At 65.9% G+C, this 17,746-nt stretch carries 15 protein-coding genes; 8 read left to right on the forward strand and 7 right to left on the reverse strand.

Going from position 1 to position 17,746, the window contains the following annotated elements; all coding sequences use genetic code 11:
- The first annotated feature begins 76 nt into the window (after nt 1-76).
- The 4 genes from pnp to QW863_RS09075 all read left to right on the forward strand — a co-directional run bounded on the left by pnp (nt 77) and on the right by QW863_RS09075 (nt 4,686).
- The gene (gene pnp, locus QW863_RS09060) at nt 77-2,233 is read left to right on the forward strand and encodes a polyribonucleotide nucleotidyltransferase (RefSeq protein WP_315716921.1); all 2,157 of its coding nucleotides are present in this window, start codon (nt 77-79) and stop codon (nt 2,231-2,233) included.
- Nucleotides 2,234-2,372: 139 nt separating this feature from the next.
- Entirely contained in the window at nt 2,373-2,843 is a 471-nt protein-coding gene (locus QW863_RS09065) for a GNAT family N-acetyltransferase (protein ID WP_315716920.1), read from the forward strand.
- 114 nt (nt 2,844-2,957) lie between these two features.
- Nucleotides 2,958-3,794, forward strand: coding sequence for a hypothetical protein (locus tag QW863_RS09070; protein WP_315716919.1), 837 nt, complete (start codon nt 2,958-2,960; stop codon nt 3,792-3,794).
- A 76-nt stretch (nt 3,795-3,870) separates the two neighbouring features.
- Nucleotides 3,871-4,686, forward strand: a complete 816-nt coding sequence (locus QW863_RS09075) for a hypothetical protein (RefSeq protein ID WP_315716918.1) — start codon at nt 3,871-3,873, stop codon at nt 4,684-4,686.
- An 18-nt stretch (nt 4,687-4,704) separates the two neighbouring features.
- Here QW863_RS09075 and QW863_RS09080 read toward each other — a convergent pair whose 3' ends face one another.
- The 4 genes from QW863_RS09080 to fabA all read right to left on the reverse strand — a co-directional run bounded on the left by QW863_RS09080 (nt 4,705) and on the right by fabA (nt 9,684).
- The gene (locus QW863_RS09080) at nt 4,705-6,690 is read right to left on the reverse strand and encodes an autotransporter outer membrane beta-barrel domain-containing protein (RefSeq protein WP_315716917.1); all 1,986 of its coding nucleotides are present in this window, start codon (nt 6,688-6,690) and stop codon (nt 4,705-4,707) included.
- A gap of 224 nt (nt 6,691-6,914) precedes the next feature.
- The gene (gene fabI / locus QW863_RS09085; protein ID WP_315716916.1) at nt 6,915-7,715 is read right to left on the reverse strand and encodes an enoyl-ACP reductase FabI; all 801 of its coding nucleotides are present in this window, start codon (nt 7,713-7,715) and stop codon (nt 6,915-6,917) included.
- Nucleotides 7,716-7,862: 147 nt separating this feature from the next.
- On the reverse strand, nt 7,863-9,086 hold the full coding sequence (gene fabB / locus QW863_RS09090) for a beta-ketoacyl-ACP synthase I (RefSeq protein ID WP_315716915.1): 1,224 nt from the start codon (nt 9,084-9,086) through the stop codon (nt 7,863-7,865).
- 76 nt (nt 9,087-9,162) lie between these two features.
- On the reverse strand, nt 9,163-9,684 hold the full coding sequence (fabA, locus tag QW863_RS09095) for a 3-hydroxyacyl-[acyl-carrier-protein] dehydratase FabA (RefSeq protein WP_315716914.1): 522 nt from the start codon (nt 9,682-9,684) through the stop codon (nt 9,163-9,165).
- A gap of 456 nt (nt 9,685-10,140) precedes the next feature.
- Between fabA and irrA the strand changes: the two genes are divergently transcribed.
- Complete coding sequence (gene irrA, locus QW863_RS09100) at nt 10,141-10,611, forward strand: iron response transcriptional regulator IrrA (RefSeq protein ID WP_315716966.1); 471 nt, start codon at nt 10,141-10,143, stop codon at nt 10,609-10,611.
- Between the two features lie 107 nt (nt 10,612-10,718).
- Here the strand turns inward: irrA and QW863_RS09105 are convergent, their stop codons facing one another.
- Entirely contained in the window at nt 10,719-11,204 is a 486-nt protein-coding gene (locus QW863_RS09105; protein ID WP_409977910.1) for an SH3 domain-containing protein, read from the reverse strand.
- Between the two features lie 413 nt (nt 11,205-11,617).
- Here QW863_RS09105 and QW863_RS09110 point away from each other — a divergent pair, with 413 nt between their 5' ends.
- Entirely contained in the window at nt 11,618-12,619 is a 1,002-nt protein-coding gene (locus QW863_RS09110; protein WP_315716913.1) for a D-glycerate dehydrogenase, read from the forward strand.
- Between the two features lie 110 nt (nt 12,620-12,729).
- Here the strand turns inward: QW863_RS09110 and QW863_RS09115 are convergent, their stop codons facing one another.
- Nucleotides 12,730-13,674 (reverse strand): LysR family transcriptional regulator, encoded by a 945-nt coding sequence (locus tag QW863_RS09115; RefSeq protein ID WP_315716912.1) that lies wholly within the window; start codon nt 13,672-13,674, stop codon nt 12,730-12,732.
- A 122-nt stretch (nt 13,675-13,796) separates the two neighbouring features.
- Between QW863_RS09115 and QW863_RS09120 the strand changes: the two genes are divergently transcribed.
- On the forward strand, nt 13,797-14,801 hold the full coding sequence (locus QW863_RS09120) for an aldo/keto reductase (RefSeq protein ID WP_315716911.1): 1,005 nt from the start codon (nt 13,797-13,799) through the stop codon (nt 14,799-14,801).
- A gap of 219 nt (nt 14,802-15,020) precedes the next feature.
- Here QW863_RS09120 and QW863_RS09125 read toward each other — a convergent pair whose 3' ends face one another.
- Nucleotides 15,021-15,824 carry a molybdopterin-synthase adenylyltransferase MoeB gene (locus tag QW863_RS09125; protein WP_315716910.1) on the reverse strand — a complete coding sequence of 268 codons (804 nt, stop codon included), beginning with the start codon at nt 15,822-15,824 and terminating at the stop codon, nt 15,021-15,023.
- A 151-nt stretch (nt 15,825-15,975) separates the two neighbouring features.
- On the opposite strand from QW863_RS09125, the gene QW863_RS09130 reads away from it, so the two are divergent.
- Complete coding sequence (locus QW863_RS09130; protein WP_315716909.1) at nt 15,976-17,334, forward strand: peptidoglycan-binding protein; 1,359 nt, start codon at nt 15,976-15,978, stop codon at nt 17,332-17,334.
- The last annotated feature ends 412 nt before the right edge of the window (nt 17,335-17,746 follow it).

Genomic DNA, 17,746 nt, shown 5'->3' on the forward strand with positions numbered 1-17,746 from the left:
GCGCCCTGCAATCTTGCGCATGGTTTTTTTGTTTCCGGGGGGTCTGCCTTCGATCATCTCATGAAAGAAGATACCCATGTTTACCAAGCATTCCGTCGAGATCGACTGGGGTGGGCGTCCGCTCAGGCTGGAAACCGGCAAGATCGCCCGCCAGGCTGACGGCGCCGTCGTCGCCACCTATGGCGAGACCGTCGTGCTCGCGACCGTCGTCGCCGCCAAGGCGCCGCGCGAGGGCGTCGACTTCCTGCCCCTGACCGTCGACTATCAGGAAAAGACCTACGCCGCGGGCCGCATTCCCGGCGGCTATTTCAAGCGCGAGGGCCGTCCGACCGAGAAGGAGACGCTGGTCTCCCGCCTGATCGACCGCCCGATCCGCCCGCTGTTCGTCGATGCCTGGCGCAACGAGACCCAGGTGATCGTGACCGTGCTGTCGCATGACATGGAGAACGATCCGGACATCGTGGCGCTGGTCGGCGCGTCGGCCGCCCTGACCTTGTCGGGCGTTCCGTTCAAGGGCCCGATCGGCGCGGCCCGCGTCGGCTTCGCCAATGACGAATACATCCTCAATCCGACCCTCGACGAGATGGCCGACACCCAGCTCGACCTGGTCGTCGCCGGCACCTCGGACGCCGTGCTGATGGTGGAATCGGAGGCCAAGGAGCTCAACGAGGACATCATGCTCGGTGCGGTGATGTTCGGTCACCGTCACTTCCAGCCGGTGATCAACGCGATCATCGAGCTCGCCGAGAAGGCCGCCAAGGAGCCGCGCGACGTCGCGATCATCGACAACGGCGCGATCGAGAAGGAGATGCTCGGGATCGCCGAGCAGGACCTGCGCAACGCCTACGCGATTCCGATCAAGCAGCAGCGCTATGCTGCCGTCGGCGCCGTCAAGGAAAAGGTGATGGCCTACTTCTTCCCCGAGGGGCAGGAGCCGAAATACGACAAGCTCCGGATCGCCGCCGTGTTCAAGGAGCTCGAGGCCAAGATCGTCCGCTGGAACATCCTGGACACCGGCAAGCGCATCGACGGCCGTGACGCCAAGACGGTGCGCAACATCGTCTGCGAGGTCGGCGTGCTGCCCCGCGCCCACGGTTCGGCGCTGTTCACCCGCGGCGAAACCCAGGCGCTGGTCGTAACCACGCTCGGCACCGGCGAGGACGAGCAGTACATCGACGCGCTGTCGGGGACGTACAAAGAGACGTTCCTGCTGCACTACAACTTCCCGCCCTACTCCGTCGGTGAGACCGGCCGTCTCGGCGGCACCAAGCGCCGTGAGATCGGCCACGGCAAGCTCGCCTGGCGCGCCATCCACCCGGTGCTGCCGCCGCACCACGAGTTCCCCTACACCACGCGCGTGGTGTCGGAGGTGACCGAGTCCAACGGTTCGTCGTCGATGGCCACCGTCTGCGGCTCCTCGCTGGCGCTGATGGATGCAGGCGTGCCGCTGAAGCGGCCGACTGCGGGCATCGCGATGGGTCTGATCCTGGAAGGCAGCCGCTTCGCCGTGCTGTCCGACATTCTCGGCGACGAGGACCATCTCGGCGACATGGACTTCAAGGTTGCGGGCACCGAGAGCGGCATCACCTCGCTGCAGATGGACATCAAGATCGAGGGCATCACCGAGGAGATCATGCGGGTTGCGCTGGGCCAGGCCCGCGAAGGCCGCATCCACATCCTGGGTGAGATGTCCAAGGCGCTGACCGCCGCGCGCGCCGAGCTCGGCGAATACGCGCCGCGCATCGAGACCTTCAAGATCCCGACCGACAAGATCCGCGAAGTGATCGGCACCGGCGGCAAGGTGATCCGCGAGATCGTCGAGAAGACCGGCGCCAAGGTCAACATCGAGGACGACGGCACCGTGAAGGTCGCCTCCAACGACGGCGAGGCGATGAAGGCCGCCATCAAGTGGATCAAGTCGATCGCCTCCGATCCGGAGGTCGGCCAGATCTATGACGGCACCGTCGTCAAGGTGATGGAGTTCGGCGCCTTCGTGAACTTCTTCGGTACCCGCGACGGCCTCGTGCACATCTCGCAGCTCGCCGACAAGCGCGTGCAGAAGACCACCGACGTCGTCAAGGAAGGCGACAAGGTCAAGGTCAAGCTGCTCGGCTTCGACGACCGCGGCAAGACCCGGCTGTCGATGAAGGCGGTCGACCAGACCACCGGCGAGGATCTCGAGGCCAAACAGAAGGACGCGCCCGCCGAGGCGCGCGAAGCCGCTGGCGAGTAAAGCCGGCGTCCCCTTCGATGAAATACAAAGGGCGGCTTTCGGGCCGCCCTTTTTTGTTGTCCTATTGGTCGTGCACCCTCGCGCGTCCCGGGTCACGGCTGCGGATGCAGAGGCCGTCACCCCGCTTAAGGTCACCCACATGCACCATCCTATCATCCGCCCTGCCCGCCCGGACGAATACGACGCCGTCGCCAGGCTCTGGATGGAGAGCTGGTGTTCGACGGGTCTGGAAGCGCAGAGCGAGAGGCTGCTCGCGGTCCTCAGGGAGCGCGTGCCGCGCGAAGTCGCCGGCGGTTGGAGCCTGTATGTCGCCGACGACCGCGGCGGCCTCGCGGCGATGCTCGCGATCAACGTCCCCACGCTCTATCTCGACCAGCTGATGATCGCCCCGTCCCATCAGGGCCGCTCGCTCGGCCGCCGGCTGCTCGCCTTCACCCGCGAGCTGCTCCCCGACGAAGTGTGGCTGCGCTGCGCGAAGGGCAACGACAAGGCGTGGCGCTGGTACGAGCGCGAGGGCTTCGTGCTGGAAAAGGAGGAAGCTGACCCGCTGCACGGCCGGATCATGAAATATTATCGCTGGAAGCGTGACGGTCAGGCGGCGGCCTCCTGATCGCAGAGCGTGCAAGCGCAAATCTTGCGCGTGGCGACCGGAAACCGTTGCGTGCGCCTTCGCAGGCGAACTAAGTTCGAGTTCCCGACGACCTTGCATTCTCGAACCGTCCCCATGTCCGTGCCGCTCCTGCTGATCCGTCGCCTTGCGCTCGTCGTCCTCGCCGCTGCCTTCGCAACCGGGGCTTGGGCCCAGGCTCCGTCAGCAACGGCGCCCAAGGCCGCCGCCGCGGCCAAGAAACCCTCCGGAAAGACAAAGGCGATGGCGAAACCAGGCGCCATCGAAAGCGGTCCGTGCCGTCTTGGCGTCATTTCCGCACTCGGCGACCAGCTCGCCGTCAGCAAGTTCGGCCTCACCGTGTTTGAAATCGAAGAGGACGAAGTCACGTTGCCGGGATGGGGACTGGACGACCTCGCCATGGCGCGCGTGCGCGCGGCCACCGGCGGCGACCCGGCCGTGCACAGGATCGGCTATCCGAAAGGCGCGTTCGAGCCCTACTACCATCCGACGTCGCGCTTCCTGCCCGATCCGAAGGAGAGCCTGGCCTCGATCGTGCGCAACGTCACCACGAATGCCAACTGCGCACGCTACCTCGTCGTCACCAGGTTCGAGACGACCATTCCCAACACCACCCTGAGGCTCAGAGGCATCGGCGCCTACAATCAGGGGGTCGGATCGATCCTCAGGCACTCGCATCTGTTTGCGAACGTCAACATCACGCTCATCGACGGCCAATCCTACGAGAAGATCAGCTCGTTCTCGGCGGATACCGGCGCCAGGCTGGCCGAGACCATGAGGCTCACCGAGGATCCTCTCAATAAGCTCAACAATGCCGACTTCCCCGAGCCTCTCGCGGCTGCGGCCTCCAGCACCGTCCTGCGCGAGCGGCTGCGTACTCTGGTCGCGGCGAAGCTCGATCGCGACCTGCCGAGCTATCTGAAGATCGAATGATGCCGTCGCCCGCGTTCACACGGTTCGAACGAGCTTCATTGGCCCAATCCTCTCCCTTATGCGACGAGCTCTCCCAGTGACCATCTCTCGCCGACTGGCGCCGCTGTTCATGGCCGTGATCTGGTCATGCACCAATGCCCTGGCGCAATCGGCGCCGGCGCCGCTGAATGCCAAAACAGCGCCAAAGACCGCGGGCACCGCTGCCAAGGCAGCCAAGCCGACGACGGCCCTTCGCGAGGGCGGACCGTGCGAGGTCGGGGTGATCGCCGCGCTCGGCGATGCCTTCACGGTGCAGAAGAACGGCATGACCCGCCTGGGCAACGAGTACGCCGAAGTGCCGGTGTCCTGGGGTTTCGACGACATCGTCTACGCGCGTGTGAAGGCAGCCGCGGGTGATAGCGGGATCCGCCGCATCAGCGTCCCCAAGGGCGCATTCGATCCGTTCTATCAGTCGCCACCGGTCAAGGCCGAGAACGGGAAGCTCACGCCCATCGTCAGGAAGGTGGCCGGCACGGCAGGGTGCGCTCGCTACCTCGTGATCACCCGCCGGACCGACAGCGAACCCTCGACAAACGACGAGGTTACCGGCGTCGGTGTCATCAACCGGGGCGAGGGATTCGGCCGGATCAGCCACGTCTTCACCATGATCGATATCCAGCTCTATGACGGCGCGACGTTCGAGACGCGCGAGCCTGCCACGAGCTCCAGATCGCTGCTCTCACGGCTGACGTCCGGCGTCGGACCGCCGTCTCACGCCGGGGACGTCGACAACTCCGCATTCCCCGCCTCGCCGCCGGAGGCTGCGAACAACAATGTGCTGCGCGACATGGCGCGTTCGATGCTCAAATTCCGGCTCGACCAGCGCTTGCCGGCCTATTTCGGGCGCGAATAGAACGACGAGCTCGGCGCGTCACAGCCTGATCTTCAGCACCGCGTGGCCCGACTGCTGGACGAGACCGGACGATGTCGCGTTGATGCCATAGCGGATGCTGAGGTCGAGCCGGTCGTTGCCGGCGGCCACAAGACCAAGGCCCGCAGAATAGATCCATGGCGACAGGCCGAGGCCATGGGTGACAAAGCTCTCGCCGCCGCCCGAGAACGTCGCGCGGATCTGCAATGGCTGATTCAGCGTGTTGTAGCCGACGCCGATATCGCTGGTCAGACGAATCTGCCTGGTGGGCGCGTAGACCGCTTTCAGCTGCGCCGTCGTCACGAGCTCCTGATAGATCTGAGGATCGACGTTGAGGCTGAAGCCGCCGGCACCGTTCTCGCCGTAGGAATTGCTGCGAACCGTGCCGTAGTCCAGGCGCAGTGCTGGAACGAGCGCGAATCGGTCCTGCAGCGGAATGCGCGTCTTGATGCCTGCGCCGGCATGGCCGCTGTAGGAACGATAGCTGCCGCCGGCGGATGCGCCCATGAAGCTCAGCGACCTGTTTTCGCCGTTATCGGTCGATCCGCCATCGAGCTGATAGTCGAAGAGGACATCACGGGTGATCGCGTAGGCTCCATAGAGCCCGAGCTGATAGGAGGCGAGACCGAGACGGTTCGGCACGGCGGCGTCGCTTCCGGTGATCGTGTGATGAGAATAACCGAGAACGCCGCCAATGATGGCGCGGGACGAGACTGCGACGTCGGCGCCGAACGCCAGACCGCCGCCGGAGGCGTCATAGCCGGGAACGCCATCGCGCCCCGTCTGCTGCGCGGTGCTACCGAGAGGCTGCATCCAGACATTGCGACCAGCGGCCCAGCCGATGCTGCCGACATCGTCGAGCCTGTTGGTCATCGTCTGCCGGAACGCCTGCTGGCTGACATGGGTCGCCTGCGAGGCCGCCCCGGTCAACACCGGCAACGTCTGCTTCACGGCGGCGCTGAGAGATGGACCGCTGAGATTATCAAGCGCGGCAAAGCCCGAGACCATCGATCCGGTCCAGCCGGCCGACGTCATCGACAGCCGGTACAGCACGTCAGCCGCCTCCAGTCCGACGCGGCCGCCTGCAGACCGCAGCGTATCCGCATAAGGCCGGATCAGCGACATCGTCGCCAGTCCTCCGGTCAGGTTTCCGGTGAGGTCGTAGGTCGACACCAGCATCTGCGCGCCTGCGGCGTTGCCGCTCGCCGTGCCATAGAGGCTGGTCAGGGTGCCGCGCGAGAGGGTGTTGAACAGCACGCTGCCCTCGGGAGTCACCGAGCCGAGCAGCGTGAAGCCGGCCGCGGCGCTGCCGGGCGGCGCGACGCCCGCACCCCAGAAATAGCCGTTCTGATAGCTCGTGATGACGAAACGGCCCGGCGCCTGCGTGCCGAACAATGTGGGACTGACGATCCGCCAAGGCGTGCCGGCGGTCCACGCCCATTGCGGCACTGAGTTGGCCGGCACCGGTGCCGACGGCGGCGGCGTGAAGGTCGCGGGATCATAGGGGAGCATGTAGGCCCAATGCGTCACCAGCAGGCTGTCGCCGGTGATCATCTGCATTTCCATGCTGGTCACGCCGTTGACGTTGCGCATATAGCCGAGTCCGACGGTCGCAGTGCCGCCGCCGGTCGGCGTGAACAGCATGGTGATCTGGCCGCTGGTGGTGACGAAGCCCTGGATGGTCGAGGTGTCCGTCAGCAGCGCCAGCCCGATCCTGAGCTGCGCGACGCTGGTGCCGGTGAAGGCGCCGTTGCTCGCGGTGCCCAAGGTCCACAACGTCTGGTCACCGATCGGGACCGGATTGGAGAAGCCCGTCTTCGGCGACATGTAGGCGAGCAGCTGCGCCGTCGGCACATACCAGCTGGTGTTGGAGATCGTGGAGTCCCAGACGCTCGATTGCGCCTGCGCCGGCCCGACGCCCCCTGCCACAAGCGCAATGCCGGTCATCGCGCAGAGAGCGATGACACGGGCCTTCGAACGCAGCATCAATCGCCCCCACGACTTGTCTTGCTGCCGGCGCGAGCGGCTAGCTGACGGCCGCGGCCGATGCACCGGTCATGATGCATCGCAGCGTCGTCGCAACAACCAACACGAGTTGCGCCAATGCTTCCTGATTAGCCGTTCAGGAACATTGTCTTCAACTGGGAAAATTTGGGTCGATCGGGGGACGGAGTCTCGCGTTCCCCTGATACCGCCGATGCGCGCGGAGGTCAGTCCGCCTTGAGATCCTCGGGGCGCGGCATCGAGATCACGTTGTAGCCGGAATCGACGTAGTGGATCTCGCCGGTGACGCCGCCGGACAGCTCCGACAGCAGATAGAGCGCCGAGCCGCCAAGCTCCTCCAGGGTCACGCCGCGACCGAGCGGCGAGTGCTTCTGCTGAAAGGCGAACATGAAGCGGGCATCGCCGATGCCCGAGCCCGCCAGCGTGCGCACCGGGCCGGCCGAGATCGCGTTGACACGGATGCTGCGGCGGCCGTAGTCGGCGGCGAGATAGCGCACCGAGGCTTCCAACGCGGCCTTGGCGACACCCATCACGTTGTAGTTCGGCATCACGCGGTTGGAGCCGTCGAAGGTCAAGGTGATCATGCTGCCGCCGCTTTCCGGCATCAGCTCGGCGGCGCGCTTGGCGATCTCGGTGAAGGAGAAGCAGGAGATCAGCATCGTGCGCGCAAAATTCTCGCGCGAGGTGTCGGCGTAGCGGCCCTTGAGCTCGTTCTTGTCGGAGAAGGCGACCGCATGGACGACGAAGTCGAGCCCGCCCCAGGCCTCGCGCAATGCGGTGAACACGCCGTCGACGCTGGCGATGTCCTCGACGTCGCAAGGCAACACGTGCTTGACGCCGAGCTCGTCGGCGAGCGGACGGACGCGCTTGCCGAGCGCGTCGCCCTGATAGGTGAAGGCCATCTCGGCACCATGCGCCGCCAGCGTCTTGGCGATGCCCCAGGCGATCGAATGGTCGTTGGCGATGCCCATGACCAGGCCGCGCTTGCCTGCCATCAGTCCCTGCATGATGTCTCTCCTTCGTCATGCCGGGATCGACCCAGCCAGGATGATCGTTCCGTCTTCGAGACGCCAATGGCCGGACATCGGTGCGAAGAATGAGCTTCGCGCTGCTGCCCGGCCATGATGCCGACGAAACCAGTGCTGTTGGAAATCTTAGGCGTCGAGCTGCTTGAACACCAGCGTCGCGTTGGTGCCGCCGAAGCCGAACGAGTTCGACAGCACGGTGCCGAGCTTGGCGTTGTCGATGCGCTTGCGCACGATCGGCATGTCGGCGAAGGCGGGATCGAGCTCGGTGATGTTGGCGCTCTCGCAGATGAAGCCGTTCTTCATCATCAGCAGCGAATAGATCGCTTCCTGGACGCCGGTGGCGCCGAGCGAGTGGCCGGTCAGCGCCTTGGTCGCCGAGATTGGCGGACATTTCTCGCCGCGGCCGAACACCTTGCGGATCGCCTCGATCTCCGGCGGATCGCCGGCCGGCGTCGAAGTCGCATGCGGATTGATGTAGTCGATCTTCGTCTTCACGGTCGACAGCGCGAGCTGCATGCAGCGCTCGGCGCCCTCGCCGGAAGGCGCAACCATGTCGTAACCGTCGGACGTCGCGCCGTAGCCCACGATCTCGCCGTAGATCTTGGCGCCGCGCGCCTTGGCATGCTCGAGCTCTTCCAGCACGAGGACGCCGGCGCCGCCGGCGATCACGAAGCCGTCGCGCGTGACGTCATAGGGCCGCGACGCGGTGGCGGGCGTGTCGTTGTGCTTCGACGACATCGCACCCATCGCGTCGAACAGCACCGACAGCGTCCAGTCGAGCTCCTCACAGCCGCCGGCGAACATCACGTCCTGCTTGCCGTACTGGATCATCTCGTAGGAATTGCCGATGCAATGATTGGACGTCGCACAGGCCGAGGAGATCGAGTAGTTGACGCCCTTGATCTTGAACCAGGTCGCCAACGTCGCCGAGGCCGTCGACGACATTGCCTTCGGCACGGCGAACGGACCGACGCGCTTCGGGCCCTTGGTGCGGGTGATGTCGGCCGCTTCCACCAGCGTGCGCGTCGATGGCCCGCCTGAGCCCATGATGATGCCGGTTCTGACGTTGGAGACGTCGGTCGGCTCCAGCCCGGAATCGAGGATGGCCTGCTCCATGGCGACATGATTCCACGCCGCCCCCTCGCCGAGGAAGCGCATGGCGCGGCGGTCGACCACGTCGGCGGGATTCAGCGTCGGCGCACCTTGCACCTGCGAACGAAAACCAAGCTCGGCATATTTCTCGGCGCGGGAGATACCGGACTTCGCCTCGTACAGGCTGGCGAGCACCTCCTGGGTGTTGTTGCCGATCGATGAGACGATGCCCATGCCCGTGATGACAACCCGCCTCATGATGTCCGCCTCACCTTGCTCGTGTGTTGTGTTGCAGCCGTGCCTGCTGCACTGTCTGTGGCCGCAGCCTGCCGGTTCAAGTCGGCGCGGCGCCCTGCTTGAACAGGCCGACCTTCAGGTCCTTGGCGCGATAGATAATCTCGCCATCCATCGAAAGCCACCCGTCGGCAATACCGAGCACCAGCTTTGAGCGCATCACGCGCTTGATGTCGACGTTGTACACAACCTTGCGGGCGGTCGGCAGCACCTGGCCGGAAAACTTGAGATCGCCGAGGCCCAGCGCACGGCCGCGCCCTGCGCCGCCGGTCCAGCCGAGGTAGAAGCCGACCATCTGCCACATCGCATCGAGGCCGAGACAGCCCGGCATCACCGGATCATTCTTGAAATGGCAGCCGAAGAACCAGAGATCCGGCTTCACGTCGAGCTCGGCGCGGACGACGCCCTTGCCGAACTCGCCGCCGGTCTCGGAGATCTCGACGATCCGATCGAACATCAGCATCGGCGGCAGCGGCAGTTGTGCATTGCCGGGGCCGAACAGCTCCCCGCGGCCGCAGGCCAGCAGGTCCTCGTATTCATATGCGCTGCGCCGATCCAGCATGCTTGGTGGCCTTTCTCAACGATCCCCGGTGGAATTTGTGCCGCGCGACATGGACCCTTCCCGCGCGCCGCCCCCTTCCGCGCCGCGCTGGCCGGTCATCGCGTCGGCACGAAGGCTGGGCCATCGCACTTGGCGAACATGACCGCTGTCAGCGGCGGGCTTAACGACGCCTGGATTCGCGCACATGGCCATCACGGCCGCCGGCGCTCACCATGGCAGGGCAAATCGGGTCCGGGCGCTCTCTAACATAGAGGATTGCGGCGTCAATGCGCGTATCCAGGTAAATCGACGCAGCACCAGGGCCGGCGCCCGAACCGGGCGGCAAATGCAGTTTAGGAGCGTTCTAGATACGTTAGTTGCGATAAGCTTGCATCTGAATGGGTTTCTTCCTATATCGGTTGTGGATGAGAGCGAGATTGTGCGGTGCTTGAAGTGGATGTCAGCAACAACGCCTCGATGAGTGGTCATGACCGCGGCAACCCGGATCTCGGGAACGGCCGGCAGCCAGCACTCAATGGCTGCCCATGGCACGACGTCAACGAGATGCTGCAGGCGGCCGGGCTGCGCCCGACCCGCCAGCGCATGGCCCTTGGCTGGCTGCTGTTCGGCAAGGGCGCGCGGCATCTGACCGCCGAAATGCTCTATGAGGAAGCGACGCTGGCCAAGGTTCCGGTCTCGCTCGCCACGGTCTATAATACGCTGAACCAGCTGACCGACGCCGGCCTGCTGCGCCAGGTCAGCGTTGACGGCACGAAGACGTATTTTGACACCAACGTCACCGCCCACCATCACTTCTATCTCGAGAACAACCACGAGCTGGTCGACATCCCGGACCAGCATCTGGCGCTGTCGAAGCTGCCGGAGGCGCCCGAAGGTTACGAGATCGCCCGGATCGACATGGTCGTCCGGCTGCGCAAGAAGCGCTGAGCCTCCGGAAGGTCTTCATCGAGGCATCATGCCCGCGCCCGCTGCGGGCATTTTTGTGTCGGGCGCGCGTCAGGATGGAGGTCAGCGCCTTGCGCTGACCTGGGCCTTCAATTGACCTGCTCGTCGGCGTAGACGCCCCACAGCCGCTGCTGCTGGATCCAGCCTTCGAAACCATTGCCGAGCACGCGGCACCAGCCATTGCCGCATTTCTTCACCTGCGCGACAACGCCGGCCTGCAGCCGCGCTGTGACCGCGCTGGTCGCGTCGGCGCTCTCGTAGATCGGGGCGAGATCGTCCTTGTTCTTCATCGTGACCACCGCCGTGCGGCGCCCCGACAGCAACGAGTGATAGACCCACCCCTCCGAGCCTTCGGAATCGCGCACGCGGCGCCAGTTCTCATATTCCGCAGTGATCTCGACCGGCAGGCCGGAGCGCGTATAGACCCAGGCCACGTCGTTGTCCTTGGTCGGACCGGCACGAACGTTCACATGATCCGACTTCAGGCTGACATAGCGCGGCACCGGCAGGCCGCTGGTGGTGAGAACGGAGTCCTTCGCCGCAACGCCGCCCCTGCCGACGGCAACGTCGAACAGACAGACCAGCAGCACCACGACAGCACCGAAACGCCACAACGTCAATTTACTCAACTCACTCTCCCTCGAAAGGATCGACCCGCGCTCCGATCAAAGCGGATTGCGTTGCGATCCTTCGCCCGATCCCCATCGAACCGCCCGGCTGCCCCCCTTCGTGCTCGGAGAGGGCTTGCCGAAAGCGCCAGTCCCGACCTGCCGTTGGCTTCTTGTCTTGGCCGGGCCTTCTGCTAGACAGGACCGAACACAAGCGGCCAGGAAGCGCCTGAGAATCGCTCGCGAAGCCCTGTCAGGGACGGATCGGCCCACCTGCGAGATCCGACACGACCAGTCCAGGGAAGCGCCGCTCTCAGGCGACGACGGTAGTTTCGGCGAACCCGGTTAATGAGGTCTGAAGGATCTCATGAGAGCAGCACATGTCAGGTAGGAAAAAGCCCCTCGTCGTGGTGACACGCAAGCTGCCGGACTCGGTCGAGACGCGCATGCGCGAGCTGTTCGACGCCAGGCTCAATCTCGACGACGAGCCGTTGAGCCAGGAACAGCTCGCCGACGCCGTGCGCACCGCCGAGGTGCTGGTCCCGACCGTCACCGACCACATCAGCGCCGACATTCTCAATCAGCCCGATTGCAAGCTGCGCATGATCGCCAACTTCGGCAACGGCGTCGACAACATCGACGTCGCGGCGGCGGTGGCGCGCGGCATCACCGTCACCAACACGCCGAAGGTCCTCACCGAGGACACCGCCGACATGACCATGGCGCTGATCCTCGCCGTGCCGCGGCGGCTGATCGAGGGCGCCTCGATCCTCACCGAGGGCAAGAACTGGGCGGGCTGGTCGCCGACCTGGATGCTCGGCCACCGCATCGGCGGCAAGCGCCTGGGCATCATCGGCATGGGCCGGATCGGCCAGGCCGTGGCGCGGCGTGCCCGCGCCTTCGGCCTGCAGATCCACTATCACAACCGCCGCCCGGTCGCTCCCGTGATCGCCGACGAGCTCGGCGCCACCTATTGGGAGAGCCTCGACCAGATGCTGGCGCGGATGGACATCATCTCGGTCAACTGTCCGCACACGCCGGCGACGTTCCATCTCTTGTCGGCGCGCCGGCTGAAGCTGATCCGCAAGGACGCCTACATCGTCAACACCGCGCGCGGCGAAGTGATCGACGAGGAGACGCTGACGCGGCTGATCGAGGCCGGCGATATCGCCGGCGCCGGTCTCGACGTGTTCGAGCACGAGCCCGCGGTCAATCCGCGCCTGGTCCGGCTCGCCAAGGCCGGCAAGGTGACGCTGCTGCCGCACATGGGCTCGGCCACCATCGAAGGCCGCGTCGAGATGGGCGAGAAGGTCATCATCAACATCAAGACCTTCCTCGACAACCACCGCCCGCCGGACCGCGTGCTGCCGAGCATGTTGTAGGCCGGTCACTCGACCCCACAATCAGCGTCGTGGCTGCGAACGCAGGGACCCGTACCGCGTAATGTCCGCGAGGACGTCGCTGGTCGTCATCGTCTCATTCACGCCAGGGGTTATGGGTCTCGGCTCGAGGCCGGGACGGCAGCTGGGTGCGGGGCGCCCGCGCGCTTGCGCCCCTCCCCGACGAACGCGACGAACGCCGCCAGCGCCGGCGGCGGTTGCCGGCGGCTCGGGTAATACAGATACGGCCCAGGGAACGGCGGGCACCAGTCGTCCAGCACGCTGACGAGGCGGCCAGCCGCCAACGCATCGCGCACATGTCCCTCGAATGTCGCCCAATAGCCGACCCCGTCGCAGGCGGCACGGAAGGCCAGACCGAGCTGGACCGCGATCAGCCGGGCCGGCGGCGCGATCCTGATCACCTGCCCGTCCTTCTCGAACTCCCAATCCAGCATCGCACCGGACGAGAAGCGCGTGCGAATGCAGCCATGCTGCAGCAGGTCGCGCGGATGCGCGGGACGGCCATGCTGCGCCACATAGTGCGGTGAGGCGACGATGGCGTAGCGCTGCGTTTCGCCGAGCGGCACGGCGATCATGTCCTGCGCCAGGTGCTCGCCATAGCGCACGCCGGCATCGAACCCGGCCTGCACGATGTCGACGAAGCCGCTGTCGGCGACGATCTCGAGCTCGATCAGCGGATAGGCCTGAAGGAACGGCGCGACCATCGGCGCCAGCACCAGATCGACCGCGGGCGGCGGCGCATTGATGCGCAGGCGCCCCGCCGCGACCTGCTGCTGGCCGCGCACCTGATGGATCGCCGCTTCGATCTCGGACAGCGCCGGCTCGAGCCGTGCCAGCAGCGCCTCGCCGGCCTGCGTCAGGCCGACGCTTCGCGTGGTCCGGTTGAGCAGCCGGACGCCGAGCCGCTGCTCCAGCTCCTTGAGCCGCTGGCTGAGGCTGGATGCCGCGAGGCCCTGCTCGCGCGCAGCCCGGCGGAAATTGCCGCTGCGAGCCACGGCAGCGAAGGCTTGAAGATCACGGAGGTCCGGCTCGCTCATTGTTCGATATGTTGAACAGTCCATTCGAAATTGTCCAGCTTATCGAACCGAGGAAATGCGCCGATATCCGCGTTGTCCGGGCGGGCCAGCAGGCCGCCTGCGCCAGCAAGAGGAGATTGATCATGCAAACCCGCCAACTCGGCTCGACCGGCCCCGACGTTTCGGTCATCGGACTAGGCTGCATGGGCATGTCGGACTTCTACGGCCCCACCGACCGGTCCGAGAGCATCGCCACCATCCACGCCGCGCTCGACGCCGGCATCACGCTGCTCGACACCGGCGACTTCTACGGGATGGGCCACAACGAGATGCTGATCCGCGAGGCGCTGGCCTCGGCCGGTCCGCGCAACGTGCAGATCTCCGTGAAGTTCGGCGCCCTGCGCGGCCCCGACAAGAGCTGGCTCGGCTATGACAGCCGGCCCGAAGCTGTCAGAACCTTCCTGTCCTATTCGCTGCAGCGGCTCGGCGTCGACGCCATCGACATCTACCGCCCGGCGCGGCTCGATCCCAAGGTGCCGATCGAGGACACGATCGGCGCGATGGCCGAGCTGAAACAGGCCGGTTACATCAGGCATATCGGGTTGTCGGAGGTCGGTTCAGAGACGATTCGCCGGGCGCACAAGGTGCACCCGATCTCGGATCTGCAAATCGAATATTCGCTGATCTCGCGCGGCATCGAGAGCGACATCCTGCAAACCTGCCGCGAGCTCGGCATCGGCATCACCGCCTATGGCGTGCTGTCGCGCGGGCTGATCAGCGGGCACTGGTCGATGGACCGCGCCAACGCTGCCGACTTCCGTGGCCATTCGCCGCGCTTCAGTGGCGACAATCTCGATCGCAATCTCAGCCTGGTCGACACGCTGCGCAGCCTGGCAGGCGAGGTCGGCGCCACGCCGGCGCAAGTCGCGATCGCCTGGGTGGCCGCGCAGGGCAACGACATCGTCCCGCTGGTCGGCGCCCGCCGCCGCGACCGTCTCGACGAGGCGCTCGGCGCGCTCTGCGTCAAGCTCACCGAGGTCCAACTCGCCGCGCTGGACAAGGCCTTCCCGATTGGTGTCGCCGCCGGAGAGCGCTATCCGGAGGCGCAGTTGGTGCATATGGACAGCGAGCGCGGTCAGCCGGGCTGAGCGTCATGCGAGTCCAGGTCGCGCAACAAACTCGGTGTCGTCCCCGCGAACGCGGGGACCCATACCGCGTGATGTCTGGAACAGGCAGATGACCCGTTCCGTGCGCCTCATTGCATACACGGAGTATGGTCCCGGATCGGCGCCCGACGACGCGTTGCGTCGCCGGGCTTGTCCGGGACGACAGTGAATTTGTGGCGCGCCTCTCGACTCAAGCGGCCGTCACTTCCGATGCGCGCTCAAGTCCGCAATGACAGGTCCATCACCGTTCAGCGGATTGGCGGGATCGCGCCCATAGCGCAGGGTCTCGAACCGCATCGTGCGCGCGTCCAGCATCAAGAGCCGTCCCACCAGCCCCTCGCCGAAGCCGACGATCTCGCGGATCGCCTCCAGCGCCATCATCGAGCCGAGCATGCCGGCGAGCGCACCCATGACGCCGGCTTCGGCGCAGGCGGGCACCGTGCCGGGCGGCGGCGGCTCGGGGAACAGGCAGCGATAGGTCGGATTAAACTGGCCCTTCTCATTCCGCTCATGCGCCCGGATCGTCGTCAGCGACGCATCGAAGGTGCCGAGCGCGCCGGTGATCAGCGGCCGCGCGGCCAGAAAGCAGGCATCGGAGACGAGATAGCGGGTGTCGAAATTGTCGGAGCCGTCGAGCACGAGATCATAAGCGCCGATCAGATCGAGCGCGTTGTCGGCATTGAGCCAGGTCCGATGCGCCATGACGCTCACATGCGGATTGAGCGCGTTGATGCGCTCGGCGGCGCTCTCGACTTTGGGTCTGCCGATGTCGGGGGTCGCATGGATGACCTGACGCTGCAGATTCGACAGCGACACGACGTCGTCGTCGACCACGCCGATCGTGCCGACGCCGGCCGCGGCGAGATACATCAGCGCCGGTGCGCCGAGGCCGCCTGCGCCGACCACCAGCACCGACGCCCGCTTCAGCGCCGCCTGACCGGGACCGCCGACGTCGCGCAGCACGATGTGACGGGCATAGCGCTCCAGTTCTTCGTCGCTCAGCATCGTTACACCGTCCTTCCGCTGCCGCACCGCTGTCAGCCTAGTGTCGGACCGTAGCGAAGACGCCGGATCTCCGCGCTGAACCCTCGCCGGATTGTGACCGACCAAGCAGATGTGCTTATTTAGCGGCGCGGCAAGAGCATCGGGATTTGTCATGAGACGGCTGGCCACGGCAACCTTCATCTGCGGGATCGCCGCATGCGCGTCGGCGCAGGCACAGACGCCGCAGGGCGCGTTGCCGGGCGCCAAGCCCAAGCCCGTCGCGACCCAGCCGGCGCGCCCGGGCGTGCAGGCTCCCGCCGACACCGCCAATGCGATGAGCCAGGCCGAGCGGCTCGCGCTGCAATCCGATCTCGCCTGGGTCGGCCAGTACAATGGCGCCATCACCGGCGACGTCAGCGAGCGCATGGTCAACGCGATCAAGGAGTACCAGAAGCTGGCCGGCGGCAAGCCGACCGGCGTGTTGAACCCGCAGGAGCGCGCCGTGCTGGCCGACACCGCGCGCCGCAAGCAGGAGGGCGTCGGCTGGAAGCTCGTGACCGAGCCGGTCAGCGGCGCCCGGCTTGGCATCCCCGCAAAGCTGGTGCCGCAACAGACCAGCGACGGCACCGGCTCGAAATGGACATCGCCCACCGGCACCGTGCAGGTGGTGCTGTCACGCCGCAAGGAGGCGAACCCGACCTCCGCGGCGCTGGCCGACCGCGAGAAGAAGGAGCCCGGCCGCACCGTCGACTACAGCGTGGTGAAGCCCGACTTCTTCGTGCTTTCGGGCCTGCAGAACCTGAAGAAGTTCTACATCCGCGGCACCTTTCGGGGCGACGAGGTGCGTATCCTGACCATCCTCTACGATCAGGCCACCGAGAACACGGTCGAGCCGGTCGTGATCGCGATGTCGAGCGCTTTCACCGCGTTTCCGTCGACATTGGCCGCGCAGCCCGCGCCACGGCGCCGCGTCGATTACGGCACCGGCATCATCGCCACCCACGACGGCGCCATCATCGCCGATCGCGAGGTGACCGATGCCTGCGTGGCGATCACCATTCCCGGTTTCGGCCATGCCGAGCGCGTGGCCGAGGACAAGGAGCGCGGTCTGGCGCTGCTGCGCATCTACGGCGCGCGCGGCCTGAAGCCGCTGGCGCTGTCGGGCGGCAGTGCGAAATCGTCGGTCGACATCGTCGGCATCGCCGATCCACAGAGCCAGGGCGGCGGTGCCGCGATCAGCACCGTCAAGGCGCAGCTCGCCGCCAACGGCGTCGGCGACGCCTCGCTGGCGCCGGCGCCCGGGCTCGGCTTTTCCGGAGCGGCGGCGCTCGACGGCGACGGCAAGTTCGCCGGCGTCACCCTGCTCAAGCCAGGAATCATGGCCGGCACGGCGCTCATCCCGTCCACACAGGTCGTGATGGTGAGCGCCGATGCGACGCGCGCCTTTCTCGCCACGCATGGCGTCAAGCCCGACGGAACCTCGCTCGACGCCAAGGCGGCGACGGTGCGCGTGATCTGCGTGCGGAAGTAGAGCCTGCGCCAAACCGGTCCGGCATCGCGATCATGCCGCCGCGCCCTGCGGCGCGGCGGCATTTACGCAATGTTAAGCATGTCGTTTTAGAAAAAATTAAGGGCCCAACGGCGGCCGGCGGGGATCGGACGTGCAGCATCGCGACTGCATGGGATGATGCTCGGCGACGCCGATCGCTCGCCCGCGGCTCGCTGCCACTCAACTTCCTAGCACCTTGCTATCAACTCGGAACGGCTCCCGCCGTAGTCAACCGGTCTGTGCAGGCACAGGCCGAGCGTGAAATAGTTCGAACAGTTTTGTCGGCGTGCTGATTCGGACCACCGCGATCGCTCTTCATGAGTTGGATCGGGCCGGGACTGTCCTGAGCGAGAATAGCTCTGCACCGCGATCGCGATGCGCTCAGCTTTGGCGT

Origin of the sequence: Bradyrhizobium sp. SZCCHNR1017, from assembly GCF_032381375.1 — a bacterium.
In the GTDB taxonomy this organism is placed as follows: domain Bacteria; phylum Pseudomonadota; class Alphaproteobacteria; order Rhizobiales; family Xanthobacteraceae; genus Bradyrhizobium.

Coding starts and splice junctions, on each gene's coding strand:
- QW863_RS09080 (WP_315716917.1), bottom strand. CDS start 6,690: ATGCTGCGTTCGAAGGCCCGTGTCATCGCTCTCTGCGCGATGACCGGC.
- fabI (WP_315716916.1), bottom strand. CDS start 7,715: ATGCAGGGACTGATGGCAGGCAAGCGCGGCCTGGTCATGGGCATCGCC.
- pnp (WP_315716921.1), top strand. CDS start 77: ATGTTTACCAAGCATTCCGTCGAGATCGACTGGGGTGGGCGTCCGCTC.
- QW863_RS09125 (WP_315716910.1), bottom strand. CDS start 15,824: ATGCTGAGCGACGAAGAACTGGAGCGCTATGCCCGTCACATCGTGCTG.
- QW863_RS09110 (WP_315716913.1), top strand. CDS start 11,618: ATGTCAGGTAGGAAAAAGCCCCTCGTCGTGGTGACACGCAAGCTGCCG.
- QW863_RS09130 (WP_315716909.1), top strand. CDS start 15,976: ATGAGACGGCTGGCCACGGCAACCTTCATCTGCGGGATCGCCGCATGC.
- fabB (WP_315716915.1), bottom strand. CDS start 9,086: ATGAGGCGGGTTGTCATCACGGGCATGGGCATCGTCTCATCGATCGGC.
- QW863_RS09115 (WP_315716912.1), bottom strand. CDS start 13,674: ATGAGCGAGCCGGACCTCCGTGATCTTCAAGCCTTCGCTGCCGTGGCT.
- QW863_RS09065 (WP_315716920.1), top strand. CDS start 2,373: ATGCACCATCCTATCATCCGCCCTGCCCGCCCGGACGAATACGACGCC.
- QW863_RS09120 (WP_315716911.1), top strand. CDS start 13,797: ATGCAAACCCGCCAACTCGGCTCGACCGGCCCCGACGTTTCGGTCATC.
- QW863_RS09070 (WP_315716919.1), top strand. CDS start 2,958: ATGTCCGTGCCGCTCCTGCTGATCCGTCGCCTTGCGCTCGTCGTCCTC.
- fabA (WP_315716914.1), bottom strand. CDS start 9,684: ATGCTGGATCGGCGCAGCGCATATGAATACGAGGACCTGCTGGCCTGC.
- irrA (WP_315716966.1), top strand. CDS start 10,141: ATGAGTGGTCATGACCGCGGCAACCCGGATCTCGGGAACGGCCGGCAG.